The 16,131-nt window shown below is 71.7% G+C and carries 16 protein-coding genes; 7 read left to right on the forward strand and 9 right to left on the reverse strand.

Annotation, left to right across the window (positions count from 1 at the left end; all coding sequences use genetic code 11):
- Positions 1–21 precede the first annotated feature (21 nt).
- Positions 22–966, forward strand: coding sequence for a LysR family transcriptional regulator (locus tag ACLF3M_RS16980; protein WP_430658142.1), 945 nt, complete (start codon positions 22–24; stop codon positions 964–966).
- Here the strand turns inward: ACLF3M_RS16980 and ACLF3M_RS16985 are convergent.
- The 4 genes from ACLF3M_RS16985 to ACLF3M_RS17000 form a co-directional block, all read right to left on the reverse strand.
- Complete coding sequence (locus ACLF3M_RS16985) at positions 888–1,220, reverse strand: DHCW motif cupin fold protein (RefSeq protein WP_430658143.1); 333 nt, start codon at positions 1,218–1,220, stop codon at positions 888–890. The genes ACLF3M_RS16980 and ACLF3M_RS16985 overlap by 79 nt on opposite strands.
- Complete coding sequence (locus tag ACLF3M_RS16990) at positions 1,220–1,636, reverse strand: rhodanese-like domain-containing protein (protein ID WP_430658144.1); 417 nt, start codon at positions 1,634–1,636, stop codon at positions 1,220–1,222. Before ACLF3M_RS16990 ends, ACLF3M_RS16985 begins: the two co-directional genes overlap by 1 nt.
- Before the next feature lie 85 nt (positions 1,637–1,721).
- Complete coding sequence (locus ACLF3M_RS16995; protein ID WP_430658145.1) at positions 1,722–2,615, reverse strand: MBL fold metallo-hydrolase; 894 nt, start codon at positions 2,613–2,615, stop codon at positions 1,722–1,724.
- Between the two features lie 55 nt (positions 2,616–2,670).
- Positions 2,671–3,627 (reverse strand): threonine dehydratase, encoded by a 957-nt coding sequence (locus tag ACLF3M_RS17000; RefSeq protein ID WP_430658146.1) that lies wholly within the window; start codon positions 3,625–3,627, stop codon positions 2,671–2,673.
- 68 nt (positions 3,628–3,695) lie between these two features.
- Here ACLF3M_RS17000 and ACLF3M_RS17005 point away from each other — a divergent pair, with 68 nt between their 5' ends.
- Positions 3,696–4,274: a hypothetical protein gene (locus tag ACLF3M_RS17005; RefSeq protein ID WP_430658147.1), complete on the forward strand. Its 579-nt coding sequence runs from the start codon at positions 3,696–3,698 to the stop codon at positions 4,272–4,274.
- Positions 4,275–4,364: 90 nt separating this feature from the next.
- Here ACLF3M_RS17005 and ACLF3M_RS17010 read toward each other — a convergent pair whose 3' ends face one another.
- From ACLF3M_RS17010 to groES, 3 genes are all read right to left on the reverse strand, one after another.
- Positions 4,365–4,568, reverse strand: a complete 204-nt coding sequence (locus tag ACLF3M_RS17010; RefSeq protein ID WP_430658148.1) for a cold-shock protein — start codon at positions 4,566–4,568, stop codon at positions 4,365–4,367.
- A 287-nt stretch (positions 4,569–4,855) separates the two neighbouring features.
- Positions 4,856–6,493, reverse strand: a complete 1,638-nt coding sequence (gene groL, locus ACLF3M_RS17015; protein WP_430658149.1) for a chaperonin GroEL — start codon at positions 6,491–6,493, stop codon at positions 4,856–4,858.
- Positions 6,494–6,575: 82 nt separating this feature from the next.
- Positions 6,576–6,887, reverse strand: coding sequence for a co-chaperone GroES (gene groES, locus ACLF3M_RS17020; protein WP_430658150.1), 312 nt, complete (start codon positions 6,885–6,887; stop codon positions 6,576–6,578).
- Between the two features lie 357 nt (positions 6,888–7,244).
- Between groES and ACLF3M_RS17025 the strand changes: the two genes are divergently transcribed.
- A complete protein-coding gene (locus tag ACLF3M_RS17025; protein WP_430658151.1) occupies positions 7,245–7,529 on the forward strand; it encodes an usg protein in 285 nt (94 codons plus the stop codon).
- Positions 7,530–7,589: 60 nt separating this feature from the next.
- Positions 7,590–8,591, forward strand: a complete 1,002-nt coding sequence (locus tag ACLF3M_RS17030; RefSeq protein ID WP_430658152.1) for a 2-hydroxyacid dehydrogenase — start codon at positions 7,590–7,592, stop codon at positions 8,589–8,591.
- On the opposite strand, the gene ACLF3M_RS17035 is transcribed toward ACLF3M_RS17030, so the two are convergent.
- The gene (locus ACLF3M_RS17035) at positions 8,588–9,274 is read right to left on the reverse strand and encodes a TVP38/TMEM64 family protein (RefSeq protein WP_430658153.1); all 687 of its coding nucleotides are present in this window, start codon (positions 9,272–9,274) and stop codon (positions 8,588–8,590) included. The genes ACLF3M_RS17030 and ACLF3M_RS17035 overlap by 4 nt on opposite strands.
- An 8-nt stretch (positions 9,275–9,282) precedes the next feature.
- A complete protein-coding gene (locus ACLF3M_RS17040) occupies positions 9,283–10,107 on the reverse strand; it encodes a glycosyltransferase family 2 protein (protein ID WP_430658154.1) in 825 nt (274 codons plus the stop codon).
- A gap of 96 nt (positions 10,108–10,203) precedes the next feature.
- On the opposite strand from ACLF3M_RS17040, the gene ACLF3M_RS17045 reads away from it, so the two are divergent.
- From ACLF3M_RS17045 to tldD, 3 genes are read left to right on the forward strand one after another with little or no spacing between them, the layout of a single operon-like run.
- Positions 10,204–11,280 (forward strand): COX15/CtaA family protein, encoded by a 1,077-nt coding sequence (locus ACLF3M_RS17045; protein ID WP_430658155.1) that lies wholly within the window; start codon positions 10,204–10,206, stop codon positions 11,278–11,280.
- On the forward strand, positions 11,277–14,612 hold the full coding sequence (locus ACLF3M_RS17050; RefSeq protein ID WP_430658156.1) for a PAS-domain containing protein: 3,336 nt from the start codon (positions 11,277–11,279) through the stop codon (positions 14,610–14,612). Before ACLF3M_RS17045 ends, ACLF3M_RS17050 begins: the two co-directional genes overlap by 4 nt.
- A 19-nt stretch (positions 14,613–14,631) precedes the next feature.
- The gene (gene tldD, locus ACLF3M_RS17055) at positions 14,632–16,062 is read left to right on the forward strand and encodes a metalloprotease TldD (protein WP_430658157.1); all 1,431 of its coding nucleotides are present in this window, start codon (positions 14,632–14,634) and stop codon (positions 16,060–16,062) included.
- Positions 16,063–16,131: the final 69 nt, after the last annotated feature.

Here is a 16,131-nt window from a genome sequence, read left to right on the forward strand (position 1 = left end):
CGCGCGCCACACTGCCCCGCGATGAAGGATTTCTCCTGGGACGACGCCAAGGCCTTCGCCGCCGTGGTCGAGGCCGGAAGCTGGCGCCGCGGCGCGCAACGGCTCGGCCTCGGCGCCGCGACGGTCAGTCGCCGCGTCGAGGCCTTCGAGGCCTGGATCGGCGAGAAGCTGCTCGAGCGACGACCCGACGGCGTGCGCCTGACGCCACGAGGCGAGGCCGTCGCCGCCGCGCTGGACGGCATGCGGGAAGCCGCCGACCAGGTCCGCCGCGCCACCGCCGCGCGGCCGGTCGAGACGGTGCGCGTCACCACCACGGCGTCCATGTGCCTGATGCTGACGCGGCACCTGCCGGCGCTGATGGCGGCGACGCCCGGCGTGGTGATCTCGCTGCTGCCGTCCCGCGCGGTGCTGAGCCTGGCGCGGCGCGAGGCGGAGATCGCGATCCGCATGCGCACGCCGCCTGCCGAGGGGAAGCTGGTGATCCGGCGGCTCGCGACGGTGCGGATCGCGCTCTATGCCGCGGAAACCCTGGTGCCGACGGGCACGGTGCCGGACTTTTCGGCGCTGCCGATCATCGGCGTTGCGCGCAGCGAGCAGTCGCGCACCGCGGCGGCGCTGCGCCGCATCCTGGGCGACCGCCCGCCGGCCGCGATCCTGGACGACACGCCGCTGCGCCTGCAGGCCTGCGCGGCGGGGCTCGGCGTCGCCATCCTGCCCTGCCAGCCGGCGGATGCGACGCCCGGCCTGCGCCGCGTGGCCGAGCTGCCGGAGCTGGACGAGGACGCCTTCCTGGTGATCCACGAGGACCTCGCGGCGAGCCGCCCGGTGCGCGCATTGGCCGAGGCGCTGGCCGCGCTGTTCCGGCGCGAGCGCGCGGCGCTGCTGGGTCAGTCCACGATGAAGAGCGTCGCGCCATTCGGCGTGGAGGAGCGGTGCGCCGCATCGCCGAAATCCGAGACCTGGTAGCTCATGCCGGGCTTGAGGACGAAGCGGCGGCCGTCGCGCAGTTCCGTGTGCAGCTCGCCCGCCACGACGAACAGGACGTGGCCGCGGTCGCACCAATGGTCGGCGAGGTAGCCCGGCGAATACTCGACCAGGCGCACGCGGATGTCTCCGACGTCGAGCCTGCGCCACAGCGCCTGGCCAGTCTCGCCGGGATGCGTCGTGGGCTCGACGGCCGACCAGTCCGTGACGGTGAACGGAAGAGCGGGGATCTTCATCAGGCGCTCGGCTTCTTCGGCGGCAGCGGCTCCGTCGCGCCGCCCGCGGCGCGCCAGGCGCCGTAGCCGCCCTTGATGTGGGAGACGGGCTTCAGGCCCATCTCCTGGGCGGCACGCGCGGCGAGCGCGCTGCGCAGGCCGCCGGCGCAGAAGAAGACGAAATGCTTGTCCTGCTGGAATGTCGGCTTGGCGTAGGGGCTGGCCGGGTCGATCCAGAATTCCAGCATGCCGCGCGGGCAGTGGAAGGCGCCGGGGACGCGGCCCTCGCGCTCGAGTTCTCGGATGTCGCGGATGTCCACGAAGACGACGTCGTCGCGCGCATAGAGCGACTTCGCCTCATCGATGTCGATCTCCTCGACAAGAGCGTTCGCCTCGTCCACGAGCTGGCGGTGGCCCTTGGTGATGAGCTGGGGCATGGGTTCTCGGCGCGGCCTTGTTGGTGCGCAAGAGTGCCCCCTCCCAACCCTCCCCCGCAACAGCGGGGGAGGGGAGGTGAAGACGTCAGGCCGCGAGGCGCTGCGCGGTGAGCGGCGCGTAGTCGCTTTCGCTCCAGGCGGCCATGGCGGCGAACTCCACGGGGTCGTGGGTGCAGAAGACCGCGACGTCGGCATCCGGGGCACGCAGCATGGCGCGAAGGCGCAGCAGGCTGTCGCGTTGCATTGGCGCGTCGGCGGCCATCATCCGCTCATAGGCCGCGAGCAGGGGCGGCGCGAAGCCCGCGCCATGCGCCTCGGCGCGGTTGAAATAGGTGTCGCCGGCATGCAGCAGCCAGCCGCGGGGACCCTTCACCGCGACGCCGGCATGGCCGGGCGTGTGGCCGGGCAGCGGCACGAAGAGGATGTCGTCCGGCAGGCCCTGGATCTCACGCACGTTGCGCAGGCCGAAGAAGGTCTCGCCGCTGCCCGATCCCCGCGTGCCGAGCCGCGTCTCGACGGTGTGCCAGCGCGCCGTGTCGCCCCACTGCGCGGGACGCCAGCGCGCGCGGTCGAGCCAGCTGCGGCGATCCGTCGCGGCCTCGGCCTCGGCCGCGGTCAGGTGGACGGTGGCGTGCGGGAAATCCACCAGGCCGCCGGCGTGGTCGAAATCGAGATGCGTCATGACGATGTGGCGGACGTCCTGCGGCTGGAAGCCCATCGCCTTGATGCGCCGGATCGCCGTGCGGTCGGGATCGAGCCGCGGGCGCAGCAGCGCGATGTTCCAGCCGGGCAGGCGCGGCGTCGGACGCATGACGTCGCGCAGGCCGAAGCCGGTGTCCACCAGCACCAGGCCGTGGTCGTTGGTCTCAATTAGCAGGCAGTGGCAGGTCAGGCGCGCGACAGGGCCAGGGCTGACCCCGTCCATCAGCCGCCCGCCGAGGGGCCGCGCCGGGCCCAGGTCGAGGTGGTGGATCTTCATGCGCCGCGCGCCTCCCGTCTGCGCGGGGCAAACGGATTGGCGCGGCATGCGTTCTTTACGCGCCCAGCACCCAGGACCGGAACAGCGCGAGATCGATGTTGCCGCCGCAGAGGATGGTGGCGACGCGCCGGCCGCGCATCCGCCCCGCCTCCTGCAGCAGCGCGGCGAGCGGCGCGGCGCCCGCGCCCTCGGCCAGGTTGTGCGTGTCCTGCCAATAGGCGCGGATCGCCGCCGCGACCTCGTCGTCCGTCACCGTCAGGATGCGCGCCGCGCCCTTCGTGATCAGGGCCAGCGCATCCGGGTCGGGGATGCGCGTCGCCATGCCGTCGGCGCGCGTGTTGGCGCTCGGCACCGTCACCAGGCGGCCTTCGGCGACGCTGCGGGCGTAGGCGTCGGCCTCGGTGCTCTGCACGCCGATGATCTCGGTCGCCAGGCCCAGCAGGTCGCGCGCCATGATGCAGCCGCAGATGCCGGAGCCGAGCCCGATCGGGACATAGAGGGCATCGAGCCTCGGCGCGGCGCGGAACAGTTCCAGCGCATAGGTCGCGACCCCCAGCACGAGCTCCTTCGCATAGGACGGGGCGAAGACCACGCCGTCGCGCTGCGCCAGGCGCTGGGCCTCCTCCCGCGCGGCGTCGAAATCCTCGCCGTGCTCGATCAGCCGCGCGCCGAATTCGCGCATGGCGGCGTTCTTCTCGGTGCTGTTGCCGCGCGGGACGACGATGGTGACGGGGATGCCGGCGCGCGCCCCGGCATAGGCGAGGCTCTGGCCGTGGTTGCCGCGGGTCGCCGAGATCACGCCTGGGACGTTCCGGCCTTCCTTCTTCAGCGCGTCGAAATAGGTGAGGCCGCCGCGCACCTTGAAGGCGCCGGTCGGCGTGTGGTTCTCGTGCTTGACCCATACCTCGGCGCCGGTGCGGGCGGCCAGCAGCGGCCAGGCGTATTGCGGTGTCGGCGGGAAGACCGAGTGGACGAGCCGTGCGGCGTCTTCCAGGGCGGCGAGGTCGAACACGGAAGCTCCTGACGGAAACGGCCGCCGCATCGGGCGTTGACCCCGCGAGCATAGCGGAGGGCGTCGAGATGGCCATCACGGTGGACAGCAGCCAATGGACAGGCCAGCGGGACGAGACGCCGCTGGCGGTGCCGGTGGTGTGGGGCGAGTTCGCGGACGAGGCGGCGAAGGACGCCGCGCTGGCCAGGCTGCGCGAGGCCGGGGCACGGCGGCACGACGAGATGCCGGCCGAGACCGGCGTGTCGTCGGATCATGCGGCGAACGAGGGCCAGGTGGATGCGCCGGACGTCGACCCCAAGGGTGCCGATATCCGCAACCAGCGGCAGCTGCAGGTAGGCACCGCAATGGCTGCGACGTCGATGGCGGCGGCGGGGCTGGTGATCGCGACGGGGGGTGCGGCCTTGCCGGCGATGGTGGCGGCGGTCGCCGCTGGGGCCGCGACCGCGGCGGTCGGCGAGCCCGTGGCGAACGCGGTGGCGCCGCAATCCGGCGATGCCGCCGGCACTGGGGCGATGGAGCCGCCGCGGGCGGAGGGGCCGGTGATCGGGCTGCAGGCGCCGGATGACGGGACGCGGTCGCGGGCGGAACAGGCGCTGCGGGAGGCCGGGGCGCGGCGGGTCTTCGTGCAGACGACGCGGGCGGGGTAGCGGCGCGAGTCAGTCGCTGACGTAGCACCCCCACCCTGACCCTCCCCCGCTGGCGGGGGAGGACGGTGGGGTGCGCCGAAGGGCGCGCGATCAGACCGGGCGGAGGTTGGTGGCGGCGGCCTTGCCGCGCTCCATGGCGACTTCGTAGCTGAGCTTCTGGCCTTCGTTCAGGCCCTGGAAACCGGCCTTCTGGACGGCGGTGATGTGCACGAACACGTCCTTGCCGCCATCCTCGGGGACGATGAAGCCGAAGCCCTTCGTTGCATTGAACCACTTCACGGTGCCGATCGCCATGCGACCCGGGCTCCTCAACCGATTGGGTCCGGACGCCGATCGCCCGGACGGGGACCACGCGGCGGAGACCTGGAGCGAAGCGGGCGGTGGTCGCCCGACAGGCACGGCAAGCCGGTACGCGAGGTTGCCGCGACACTGCGTCCCCGCTGGAAGCGAAGTCAAAGACGCAAGCGGCAGGTCACGCGTTTGTCAGTCAATGTCGCGGAACCGTGCCGGTCGGGCATGTCGGGAACGAAAAAGGGCGGGCCTCGCGGCCCGCCCCCTTCTGCCTCCGATCCCGGGAAGGATCAGAAGTCCATGCCACCCATGTCGCCGCCCGGGGGACCACCGGCGGGGGCCTTCTTCTCGGGCCGCTCGGCGATCATCGCCTCGGTGGTGATCAGGAGCGACGCGACGGAGGCCGCATCCTGCAGCGCCGTGCGCACGACCTTGGTCGGGTCGATGATGCCGGCGGCGACGAGGTCCTTGTACTCGTCCTTCTGGGCGTCGTAGCCGAAGGACGCGCCGTCGTTGCGCAGGATCTCGCCCGCGACCACCGCGCCGTCCTTGCCGGCGTTCTCGGCGATCTGCTTGAGCGGCGTCTGGATGGCGCGGCGCACGATCTCGATGCCGACCTGCTCGTCGTTGTTCAGGCCCTTGAGGTGGCCGAGCTTGGTGGAGGCGCGCAGCAGGGCGACACCGCCGCCCGGCACGATGCCTTCCTCGACCGCGGCGCGGGTCGCATGCAGCGCGTCGTCGACGCGGTCCTTGCGCTCCTTCACCTCGACCTCGGTGGAGCCGCCGACGCGGATCACCGCCACGCCGCCGGCGAGCTTCGCCAGGCGTTCCTGCAGCTTCTCGCGGTCGTAGTCCGAGGTGGTCTCCTCGATCTGCGCCTTGATCTGCTCGCAGCGGCCCTGGATCTCTTCCTTGGCGCCGGCGCCGTCGACGATCGTGGTGTTCTCCTTCTCGATGCGGACGGTCTTGGCCTTGCCCAGCATGTTGAGGGTCACATTCTCGAGCTTGATGCCGAGATCCTCGGAGATCACCTGGCCGCCCGTGAGGATCGCGATGTCCTCGAGCATCGCCTTGCGGCGATCGCCGAAGCCCGGCGCCTTCACGGCCGCGACCTTCAGGCCGCCGCGGAGCTTGTTCACGACGAGCGTCGCGAGAGCCTCACCCTCGACGTCCTCGGCCACGATCACCAGCGGACGGCCGGACTGCACGACGGACTCGAGCAGCGGCAGCATGGGCTGCAGGCCGGACAGCTTCTTCTCGTGGATCAGGATGTAGGGGTTGTCCATCTCCGCAATCATCTTCTCCGCGTTCGTGATGAAGTACGGAGAGACGTAGCCGCGGTCGAACTGCATGCCCTCGACGACGTCGAGCTCGGTCTGGATGCTCTTGGCTTCCTCGACCGTGATGACGCCCTCGTTGCCGACCTTCTCCATCGCCTTGGCGATCATCTCGCCGATCTCGGCCTCGCCGTTCGCCGACAGCGTGCCGACCTGGGCGACCTCGGCGGAGGTCGTGATCTTCTTGGTGTTGCTCTCGAGGTACTTCACGACCTCGGCGACGGCCTTGTCCACGCCGCGCTTGAGGTCCATCGGGTTCATGCCGGCGGCCACCGACTTCGCGCCCTCGCGCACGATCGCCTGGGCGAGCACGGTCGCCGTCGTCGTGCCGTCGCCGGCGATGTCGTTGGTCTTCGAGGCCACTTCGCGCACCATCTGGGCGCCCATGTTCTCGAACTTGTCGGCCAGCTCGATCTCCTTGGCGACGGTCACGCCGTCCTTGGTGATCCGCGGCGCACCGAAGCTCTTGTCGATCACGACGTTGCGGCCCTTCGGGCCCAGCGTGACCTTCACGGCATCAGCAAGAATGTCGACACCGCGCAGCATGCGCTCACGCGCGCCGGCGCCGAACTTGACGTCCTTAGCAGCCATTTTTCCGTTCCCTAATTCTGTGTGTCGGTGGTGACGAGCCTGAGATGCGGGGGCCTACCCCCGCGCTCCTCGCGGAGTGGCCTCAGGCCGCCTTGGCGACGGAAGGGGTGTCGAGGATCCCCATGATGTCGGACTCCTTCATGATCAGGAGCTCCTCACCATCGAGCTTCACCTCGGTGCCCGACCACTTGCCGAACAGGATGCGATCGCCCGCCTTGACGTCGAGCGCGCGGAGCTCGCCCTTGTCGTTCAGCGTGCCGGAGCCGACGGCGATGACTTCGCCTTCCTGCGGCTTTTCCTTGGCGGTGTCGGGGATGATGATGCCGCCCGCGGTCTTCTCTTCGGCCGTCACGCGGCGAACGAGAACGCGGTCGTGCAGGGGACGGAACTTCATTGCGTTACCTCTCCTGTGCTTCCAAACAGTGGCAAGCTCTTCCGGAGATACGCGGCTTTCGGGTGGCTGATCGTCGATCCGCCGGCCGTCGGGCCGCCGCCAAGGGGCCCATTCCGGCGCCCGTTAGCACTCCCCCCAGAGGAGTGCCAGCGATCTAGGCCAGGCTCGCGCCGGCGTCAAGCGTCGGCAGCACTCCAGTAGTGCGAGTGCTAACACGTTGAACCCTAATGTTTTTCTTGCGTTGTCCCCAAAGCGTCATGGCATGCTTCCCACCCCTTCGGGCGAGTCCGCCTCGCCGGAACGGGAACGTGAAGGGAACCATCACGCGTCTCTGATCGCCACTGGACGGGAACACGCATGGACCTCAGCAGCCTCCAACCCCTCGCCCGCTTCCCCCTGCTGCCGGACTGGCGGCTGACCACGGCGGAGCTGCTCTACCACATGCCCGACCACCCGGGCGTCCTCCAGAGCTTCATCTGGCAGAAGCACGACCTGGCGCCACGCTTCCCCGAGCTCGGCCGGTTCCTGGAGTTCTGGAAGCGCGAGATCGAAGCCCCGCTGCATTCCGTCCGCGTCGCCTCCGCCGCCCTCATCAAGCCGGCCGAGCTGCGCTATGCCGGGGGCGAGTTCAGGCTGCACTGAGCCAGGCGCACGCCCGGGGCCGCGGGCCGCCGAGGCCTGGCCGACGCGGAAGGACCCGGCATGCGCATCGCGATGTTCAGCACCAAGCCCTACGACCGCCGGTCCTTTGAGGCGGCCAATGACGGGCACGACATCGCCTATCTAGAGCCGCGCCTGGCGCCGGAGACCGCGCCGCTCGCGGCCGGCGCGCAGGCCATCTGCGTCTTCGTCAACGACGTCGTCTCCGCCCCGGTGCTGCAGGCCCTGCATGCCGGCGGCACGCGCACCGTGCTGCTGCGCTGCGCCGGCTTCAACAACGTGGACCTCCGGGAGGCGGAGCGGCTCGGCATCGCGGTCGCGCGCGTGCCCGCCTATTCCCCGCATGCCGTCGCCGAGTTCACGATCGGCCTGCTGCTGTCGCTGGTGCGCGGCATCCACCGGGCCTACCAGCGCACGCGCGACGGCAACTTCGCGCTCGAGGGCCTGCTGGGCTTCGACCTGCATGGCCGCACCGCCGGCGTGATCGGCACGGGCAAGATCGGCGCCCTCGTCGCCCGCGCCCTGGCCGCGGGCTTCGGCTGCCGCGTCCTGGCCCATGACGTCCGCCCTGACCCCGAGCTTCTGGCGCTCGGCGTCACCTATGCCGACCCGCAACGCATCGCCGCGGAATCCGACATCATCACCCTGCACTGCCCGCTGACGCCGGAGACGCACCACATCATCCGCGCGGAAACCCTGGCCCTGGCCAAGCCCGGCCTGATCCTGGTGAACACCAGCCGCGGCGGGCTGATCGACGCCGAGGCCGCGATCGAGGCGCTGAAGACCGGCCGGCTCGGCGGCCTCGCCATCGACGTCTACGAGCAGGAGGCCGACGTCTTCTTCGAGGACCTGTCCAACGAGATCCTGGGCGACGACCTGCTGGCGCGGCTGCTGACCTTCCCGAATGTCCTCGTCACCGGCCACCAGGCCTTCTTCACGCGCGACGCGCTGCGGGCGATCGCGGAGGTGACGCTGGGGAATGCGACGCTGATCGAGGCGGCGCGCCCGCTCGGCGCGTCGGAGGTCAGGGCGCCGGCCGGCTAGCCACCCTCCAGCGCCCGCGCCGCGCGGTGCCGCCGCCACATCCAGACGCCGAGGCCGAAGGACACCGCCAGCAGCACGGCACCTAGGCCGAGCTGCCACGCCCCCTCCACCCGGATGCCCTTGCCCAGCAGCGCGAAGACGACGGTCTGCGGGAGGTAGCCGACCAGCGAGGCCGCGAGGAACGGGACCGCTTTCAGCGCCGTCATCCCCGCCAGCAGGTTGAGCGCGAGGTTGTTCCCGACCGGCAGCAGCCGCAGCGCCAGCGTCGCCTGGAAAGGGCTGCCCGCCAGCACGTCGCGGAGCGGGCGCAGCCGGTGTCCGAAGCGGCCGGCGAGCCGCCGCTCCGCCCAGCGCCGCCCGACCAGCCGCGCCCAGGCATAGGCCGCCGCGCAGCCCAGCATCTGCGCCGTCAGGGCGAAGACCGTCCCGAGCACCGTGCCGAAGGCATAGCCGCCGAGGAAGGCGATGGATTGCCGCGGCGCCCCGGCCGCGGTCAGCGCGGCGCCGACGGCGACGAAGACCGTCTCGCCCCAGATGCCCTCGTCGCGGATCGTGCCGTCCACCCAGGCCGTGCCGGGCACGCCGCCCATCTCGCGCAGCAGCGCCCCGGCCGCGAGCAGCCCACCCGCCATGAGCAGGAGCTTGAGCAGCGCCTGGCGGCGACGGCGCGGATCCTCGGCCATCGCCGTCCCTACCGAGGCGGCGCGGTCAGCCGCTCGGTCGCCGGCGGCGTCAGCCGCTCGGCAGCGGGCCGCTTCCAGCGCCGCTGCAGCCACATCACGCCCATCAGGTCGGAGACGCTGACCAGCAGGCGGTCCAGGGTCCCGTAGTTGGACGCGCCGCGCACCCGCGGGCGGTGGTTCACTGGCTCGCTCACCACCCGCCCGCCGGCCCGCAGCACTAGCGCTGGCAGGTAGCGGTGCATGTGGTCGAAGCGGGGCAGATCCAGGAAAAGCGCGCGCCGAAACACCTTCAGCCCGCAGCCCGTGTCGGGCGTCGCGTCGCCCAGCAGCCGCGCACGGATGCGGTTGGCGATCCTGCTTGTGACCCGCTTTACCGCGGTGTCCTTGCGGCTGACCCGGTGGCCCGCCACCAGCACCGCTCCCGCCTCGGCCCGCGCGCGGGACCAGAGCTTCGGGATGTCGGCGGGGTCGTTCTGCCCGTCGCCGTCCAGCGTCGCGATCCACTCGGCGCGCGCCGCGCGGACCCCGCTGACCACCGCGGCGGACTGCCCGCAGGACCGCGCGTGGCGCAGCGCCACCACGGGGAAGCGCGAGGCAGCCTGCAGCAGCCGCGCCCCGGTGTCGTCGGAGGAGCCGTCGTCCACGCAGACCACCTCATGCGCGGTGCCCGCCAGCGCCGCGGCGATCTCCTCGATGAGGGGGATCACGTTCGGCCCCTCGTTGCGCATCGGGATCACCACCGAGAGAAGCGGCGTATCCGGCAGGATCGTCGCCGGCGGCGCCGGGTCGGCGCTGGTTGGCCGGTCCGGCCCCGGCGGAAGGTCGGGGGCCATGCGGCGCGGGGTAGCAGGGGGGCGCACGCGCGTCCAGCGGGCCAGCCCCGAACGCGAGGCTGTGGCAGCGCCGACCCCGATGCCTATTATAGGATGATGCCTTTCGACGTCCGCACCCTGACCCTGCCGGAGGACGAGCGCCCGTCCCGCCGCGATGCGCGGGCCGTCGCCTGGTGGCTGCTCGGCGTCGCGGGGATGGTCTGGGCCATGGTCGCCATCGGCGGCGCCACGCGGCTGACCGGCTCGGGCCTTTCCATCATGGAGTGGGCGCCGCTGTCGGGCGCCCTGCCTCCGATGAGCGAGGCCGAGTGGAACCGGCTTTATGACCTCTATCGCACCATCCCGCAGTACCAGTTGGTGAATGCCGGCTTCGGGCTGGAAGGCTTCAAGGAGATCTTCTGGTTGGAGTGGATCCACCGGCTCTGGGGCCGGCTGATCGGGCTGGCCTTCGTCGCGGGCCTCGTCTGGTTCTGGGTCCGCGGGCGGATCCCCCCGGGCTGCAAGCCGCGGCTGCTCGGGCTGCTGGCGCTGGGCGGGCTGCAGGGCGCGGTGGGGTGGTACATGGTCGCCTCCGGCTTCGAGGCCGACCGGACCGCCGTCTCGCCCTATCGCCTGGTGATCCATCTGGGGCTGGCGCTGCTGATCTATGGCGCGCTGCTCTGGACCGCGCTCGGCCTGCTGCGGCCGGAGCCGGATGCGGCGCCGTCCTCGCGGCCCGTGAGGGGCATGGTGCTTGTGACCTGCTGGTGCGTCGCCGCGGCCATGCTGGCCGGCGGCTTCGTGGCAGGGACCCGCGCCGGCTTCACCTGGAACACCTTCCCACTCATGGACGGGCGGCTGGTGCCGGAGGGCTATCTGGATCTTTCACCGGTCTGGAAGAATTTCGCTGTAAATATCGCGGCCGTGCAGTTCAACCATCGTCTCCTTGCGACGCTCGCCGTGCTGGTCGCCGGCGGGGCGGTCTGGGCCGGCCTGAAGCGCCTGCCTCCGGGATCCGCGCGCCGCGCGGTGATGGCGCTCGGCGCCGCGGTCGCGCTGCAATACGCACTGGGCGTCGCGACGCTGGTGCATGTCGTGCCGGTCGGCCTCGGCACGCTGCACCAGGCCACGGCCGTGCTGGTGCTGACGGCCGCATTGGTCGCGCTGCACGCATTGCGGCCGATCCGCAAATGACCTCACACGCCGCCCTGCTGGCTGCCATCGAGGCGCTGCCACACGGCGTGGCGATCGTGGATGCCGACCAGCGCCTGCTGCTCGCCAACCCGGCCTTGTGGCGCCTGGCCGGGTGCGGGGGCATGCCGCCCGGCACGCCGCAGCAGGAATTCTATCGTCTTCTCGCCTATCGCGGCCTGCTCGGGCCGGGCGACCCAGAGGCACATGTCGCCGCTGCCCTGGCGCTCGACCGCACGCGGCCGGCGCTGCGCCGGCTGCGCTCGGCGGACGGCCAGACCGTGCGCGAGGTCGTGTCGGTCCCGCTGCCGGGGGGCGGCTATGTCAGCGCCGTCCACGACGTCACCGGCCTCATGCAGTCCGAGGCCGAGGCGCAGGCGCGCGCGCGCATGGCCGAGACGGTGCTGTCGCACCTCAGCGGCGGCATCGTCGCCTATGACAGCGAGCATCGCATCCGCCTGGTGAACGGCGCCTTCGAGACGTTGACGGGCCTGCCGCTCGGCACGCTGCGGCCGGGCATGTCGCACGAGGATCTGCTGGCGGCCCAGGTGGCGCGCGGCCAGTTTCTCAATGCCGACGCGGCCGCCGAGATGGCGGAGCGGATGGAGCGCGACCGCAGCCGTCGCTCCACCCGCACGCGGGAGCGGCCGAGCGGCGAGGTGCTGCGCTTCGAGAGCCACCCCTTGCCCGATGGCGGCTTCGTGGTGGAGGTGGACGACGTCACCGCCCTGAAGCGCGCGGAAGACGAGGCGACGCGCCGCGCCGCGCTGCTCGACGGCGTGCTGGAGGCGCTGCCCTGGGGCGTGTGCATCTTCGGCGCCGACCGCCGCGCGCAGCGCTTCAACGCGGCGTATGGCCGGCTGATGGAGGGTAGCGCGGTGCGCATCGGCGAAACCCTCGAGGAAGTGGTCGAGCGACGCCTGCGCGACGGCGAGTACGATGAGGAGACCGCTGCGCGCTTCGTCGCCCGCTTCGCCCCGGGGGCCGCGGCCGGGACCGTGCGGCGCAAGCGGCCGAACGGCACGGTTCTCGAAAGCCAGGTGGCGCGGCTGCCGGATGGCGGCATGATCTCGGTCTTCACGGAGATCACCGCCCTGCACCGCGCCGAGGAAGCGGCGCGGCAGCGCGCCGCACTGCTGGACGGCATCGTCTCCGCCATGCCGCACGGCATCTGCGTCTTCGGCCCCGACGGTCGCGTGACGATGTTCAACGCGGCCTATCAGCGGATCATGGAGGGCGCGCCGGCGGCCATCGGCGACCACCTCGACGAGCTGACCGCACGCCGCGCCGCCGCGGGCGAGTATGGCAGTCCCTATGAGCCATCCGCGCAGCGCGCCCTGCGCGGCGGCGGGACGGAGGAGGTGGTGCGCCAGCGGCCGAACGGCACCGTCATCGCCGTGCGAGTCGCACCGCTGCCCGATGGGGGCCTCGTCTCCGTCATCACCGACGTGACCGCTCTGCACCGTGCCGAGCAGGCGGCGCGGGAACGGGCGGAGGTCCTGGATTCCGTCCTGGAATCGCTGCCGGACGGCGTGGTGGTCTATGGCCCCGACCGCCGTGCGCGGCTGGCCAATGCTGCCTATGGCCGCATCCTGGGCGACGCTGCCGTGCGCCCTGGCGAGACCGTCCACGAGGTGATGGCGCGACGCGTCGCCGCGGGCGAGATGTTGGAACAGGAAGCGGCGGCGCTGCTCGCCCGGCGCCTGGCCCCGGACCCCGTCGGCGCCGAGCCGATCACGCGCATCCGCCCCGACGGACAGGCGCTCACCAGCCGCTCCGCCCGGCTGCCCGATGGCGGCCATGTCGTGATCATCTCCGACGTCTCCGCGCTGTTCCGCGCGGAGGAAGCGCTACGTCGGCGTGCGGTCGAGCTGGAGACGAGCTTCGCCGCCATCCGCCACGGAATCGCGCTGTTCGGCCCCGACGAAAGGCTGATCGCGGCGAACAGCCGCACCAGCGACCTGACCGGCGTCCCGGAGACGCTGATCAGCCAGGGCCGCTCCTTCACCGAGCTGGTGGAGCTGCAGGTCGCGCATGGCGCGCTGACGCCGGCGCAGCGTGAGCAGGCGCTCGCGCTCGATCGGCGCCGCCAGCAGCGCTACGAGCGCGACCTGCCGGACGGACGGATCGTGGAGATCCTGTCGGACCCGACGCCGGATGGCGGCTTCGTGGTGACCTACAGCGACGTCACCGCGCTCCATCAGGCCGAGGCCGAGCTGCGCCGCCGCGCCGCCATGCAGGATGCGATGCTGGCGACGATGCGCCACGGCATCATCCTCTATGGGCCGGACCGGCGCGTGCAGGCGCGCAACGCCAAGACTGCCGAGCTGACCGGCGTCCCGCTGGAGGAGCTGGCGCCGGGCCGGCTGATCGACGACCTACTCGACGAGCAGGTCGCCCGCGGCGAGATGACGACCGACATGGCGACGTGGCTGAAGGCCAGCGACCGTACGCGCACGCAGCACTACAGCCGCGTGCGGCCGGACGGGCGACAGGTTGATATCGTGTCCGAGCCCTCGCCCGATGGCGGCTTCGTCATCACCTACAGCGACGTCACAGAGGACCGCGCGATCCGCGCCGAGCTGGAGCGCGCGCGCGCCGCGGCGGAGGCCGCGTCGGAGGCGAAGTCGCGCTTCCTCGCCACGATGAGCCACGAGCTCCGCACGCCGCTGGCGGCCGTAATCGGCTTCTCCGAGGCGATCGCGACGGAACAGGACCGCACCCGCGTCGCTGATTACGCGGCCGCGGTGAACGAGGCGGGGCGGCACCTCCTGCAGCTCGTCGACGACATCCTGGACGTCGCGCGCAGCCAGACCGGCGCCCTGCAGACCGCGCGCGAGCCCTTCGTGGCCGACGCGGTGCTGCGCGAGGCCGTGGCCGCGGTGGAGGCCACGGCGGCGGCGCGCGGCCTGGCGCTGTCCACCACCATCCCGGCGTCGCTGCCGCAGCTGCGCGGCGATCCGCTGCGGCTGCGCCAGGTGTTGGACAAGCTGCTGTCCAACGCCCTGAAGTTCACCCCCGATGGCGGCTGCATCACCGTCTCGGCCGAGGCCGACGCGGCGGGGCTTTCGATCCGCGTCGCCGACACCGGCATCGGCATCGCGCCCGAACTGCGCGAGCGCGTCTTCGAGCCCTTCACCCAGGTGGACAATGCGCTGTCCCGGCGCTTCCAGGGATCGGGTCTCGGCCTGCACCTAGCGCGCGCGCTCACGACCGCGTTGGGGGGAACACTGACGCTGGAGGATGCGCAGGGTCCGGGTACCGTGGCGCTGCTGCGCTTCCCATCTGTGCTGCTTAAGGCCGCGCCGGCGATGGCGGGCCCGCTGCCTGCCTGACTTCCATCCGGGGACTTTCATGACCGACGCGCTGGCCGCCACCGACACGCTGTTCTTCTCCTCCCTCGACCGCGACGCGGCCGAGCGCCTGGTCGCCCAGGCGACCGCGGGCGGGGAGGATGGCGAGCTGTTCCTGGAACATCGCGAGAGCGAGGCGATCAGCCTGGAGGACGGGCGCATCCGTTCCGCCAGCTTCGACGCCACGCGCGGCTTCGGCCTGCGCAGTGTGGCCGGCGAGGCCGCGGGCTATGCTCATGCCGCGGAGATCAGCGAGGCCGCGCTGGCGCGCGCGGCGGAGACGGTGAAGGCGGTCGCGGCCGGCCATTCCGGCACGCTCGACGTCGCGCCGCGCGCGACCAACCTGCAGCTCTATTCCGAGCTGAACCCGCTTTCGCAGATGGATTTCGCGGCCAAGACCGCGCTGCTGCAGGAGATCGACGCCTATGCCCGCGCGAAGGACAGCCGCGTGAAGCAGGTGATGGCGTCCATCACCGGCGAATGGCAGGCCGTGCAGATCCTGCGCCCCGACGGCCGGCGCGTCGGCGACCTGCGGCCGCTGGTGCGGATGAACGTCTCGGTCGTGGTGGAATCGAACGGCCGCCGCGAGACCGGGAGCTTCGGCACCGGCGGGCGCTTCGCCTATGACCGCGTGCTGAACGAGGCGAGCTGGAAGGCCGCGGTGGACGAGGCGCTGCGCCAGGCCGTGGTGAACCTCGACAGCGTGCCGGCGCCGGCGGGCGAGATGGAGGTCGTGCTCGGCCCGGGCTGGCCGGGGATCCTGCTGCACGAGGCGATCGGCCACGGGCTGGAGGGCGACTTCAACCGCAAGAAGACCAGCGCGTTTTCCGGCCTGCTCGGCCAGCGCATCGCCGCCCCCGGCGTGACGGTGGTGGATGACGGCACCATTCCGGACCGCCGCGGATCTCTGACCGTGGACGACGAGGGCACGCCCTCAGGCCGCACCACGCTGATCGAGGACGGCATCCTGGTGGGCTACCTGCAGGACCGGCAGAATGCGCGGCTGATGGGCGTCGCGCCGACCGGCAACGGCCGCCGGCAGAGCCACGCGCATATCCCCATGCCGCGCATGACCAACACCGTGATGCTGGGCGGCGCGCATGACCCGAAGGAGGTCATCTCCAGCGTGAAGCGCGGCATCTACGCCGTGAATTTCGGGGGCGGCCAGGTGGACATCGTCTCGGGAAAATTCGTGTTCAGCGCCTCCGAGGCCTACCTGATCGAGGACGGCAAGCTCGGCGCGGCGGTGAAGGGGGCGACGCTGATCGGCAACGGACCGGACGCGCTGACCAAGGTCGCGATGGTCGGCAATGACATGGGCCTCGACCCCGGCATCGGCACCTGCGGCAAGCAGGGCCAGGGCGTGCCGGTCGGGGTCGGCCAGCCGACGCTGAAGATGACCGGCCTGACCATCGGCGGCACGGCGGTCTAGCGACCCCGCTCTCCCTGCTTCTCCTCCCCCGCGGTTGCGGGGGAGGCAGGGAGGGGGGGCCCTCACCCA

The organism is Falsiroseomonas sp. HW251 (assembly GCF_050563545.1).
GTDB lineage: Bacteria > Pseudomonadota > Alphaproteobacteria > Acetobacterales > Acetobacteraceae > Falsiroseomonas.

Bases quoted from the DNA above. Each gene is read 5' to 3' on its own strand.
- groL (WP_430658149.1), bottom strand. From the start codon at position 6,493: ATGGCTGCTAAGGACGTCAAGTTCGGCGCCGGCGCGCGTGAGCGCATG.
- ACLF3M_RS17005 (WP_430658147.1), top strand. From the start codon at position 3,696: ATGGCCATCACGGTGGACAGCAGCCAATGGACAGGCCAGCGGGACGAG.
- ACLF3M_RS17030 (WP_430658152.1), top strand. From the start codon at position 7,590: ATGCGCATCGCGATGTTCAGCACCAAGCCCTACGACCGCCGGTCCTTT.
- groES (WP_430658150.1), bottom strand. From the start codon at position 6,887: ATGAAGTTCCGTCCCCTGCACGACCGCGTTCTCGTTCGCCGCGTGACG.
- ACLF3M_RS16995 (WP_430658145.1), bottom strand. From the start codon at position 2,615: ATGAAGATCCACCACCTCGACCTGGGCCCGGCGCGGCCCCTCGGCGGG.
- ACLF3M_RS17010 (WP_430658148.1), bottom strand. From the start codon at position 4,568: ATGGCGATCGGCACCGTGAAGTGGTTCAATGCAACGAAGGGCTTCGGC.
- ACLF3M_RS17040 (WP_430658154.1), bottom strand. From the start codon at position 10,107: ATGGCCCCCGACCTTCCGCCGGGGCCGGACCGGCCAACCAGCGCCGAC.
- ACLF3M_RS16980 (WP_430658142.1), top strand. From the start codon at position 22: ATGAAGGATTTCTCCTGGGACGACGCCAAGGCCTTCGCCGCCGTGGTC.
- ACLF3M_RS17025 (WP_430658151.1), top strand. From the start codon at position 7,245: ATGGACCTCAGCAGCCTCCAACCCCTCGCCCGCTTCCCCCTGCTGCCG.
- ACLF3M_RS17050 (WP_430658156.1), top strand. From the start codon at position 11,277: ATGACCTCACACGCCGCCCTGCTGGCTGCCATCGAGGCGCTGCCACAC.
- tldD (WP_430658157.1), top strand. From the start codon at position 14,632: ATGACCGACGCGCTGGCCGCCACCGACACGCTGTTCTTCTCCTCCCTC.
- ACLF3M_RS17035 (WP_430658153.1), bottom strand. From the start codon at position 9,274: ATGGCCGAGGATCCGCGCCGTCGCCGCCAGGCGCTGCTCAAGCTCCTG.
- ACLF3M_RS17045 (WP_430658155.1), top strand. From the start codon at position 10,204: ATGCCTTTCGACGTCCGCACCCTGACCCTGCCGGAGGACGAGCGCCCG.
- ACLF3M_RS16985 (WP_430658143.1), bottom strand. From the start codon at position 1,220: ATGAAGATCCCCGCTCTTCCGTTCACCGTCACGGACTGGTCGGCCGTC.
- ACLF3M_RS16990 (WP_430658144.1), bottom strand. From the start codon at position 1,636: ATGCCCCAGCTCATCACCAAGGGCCACCGCCAGCTCGTGGACGAGGCG.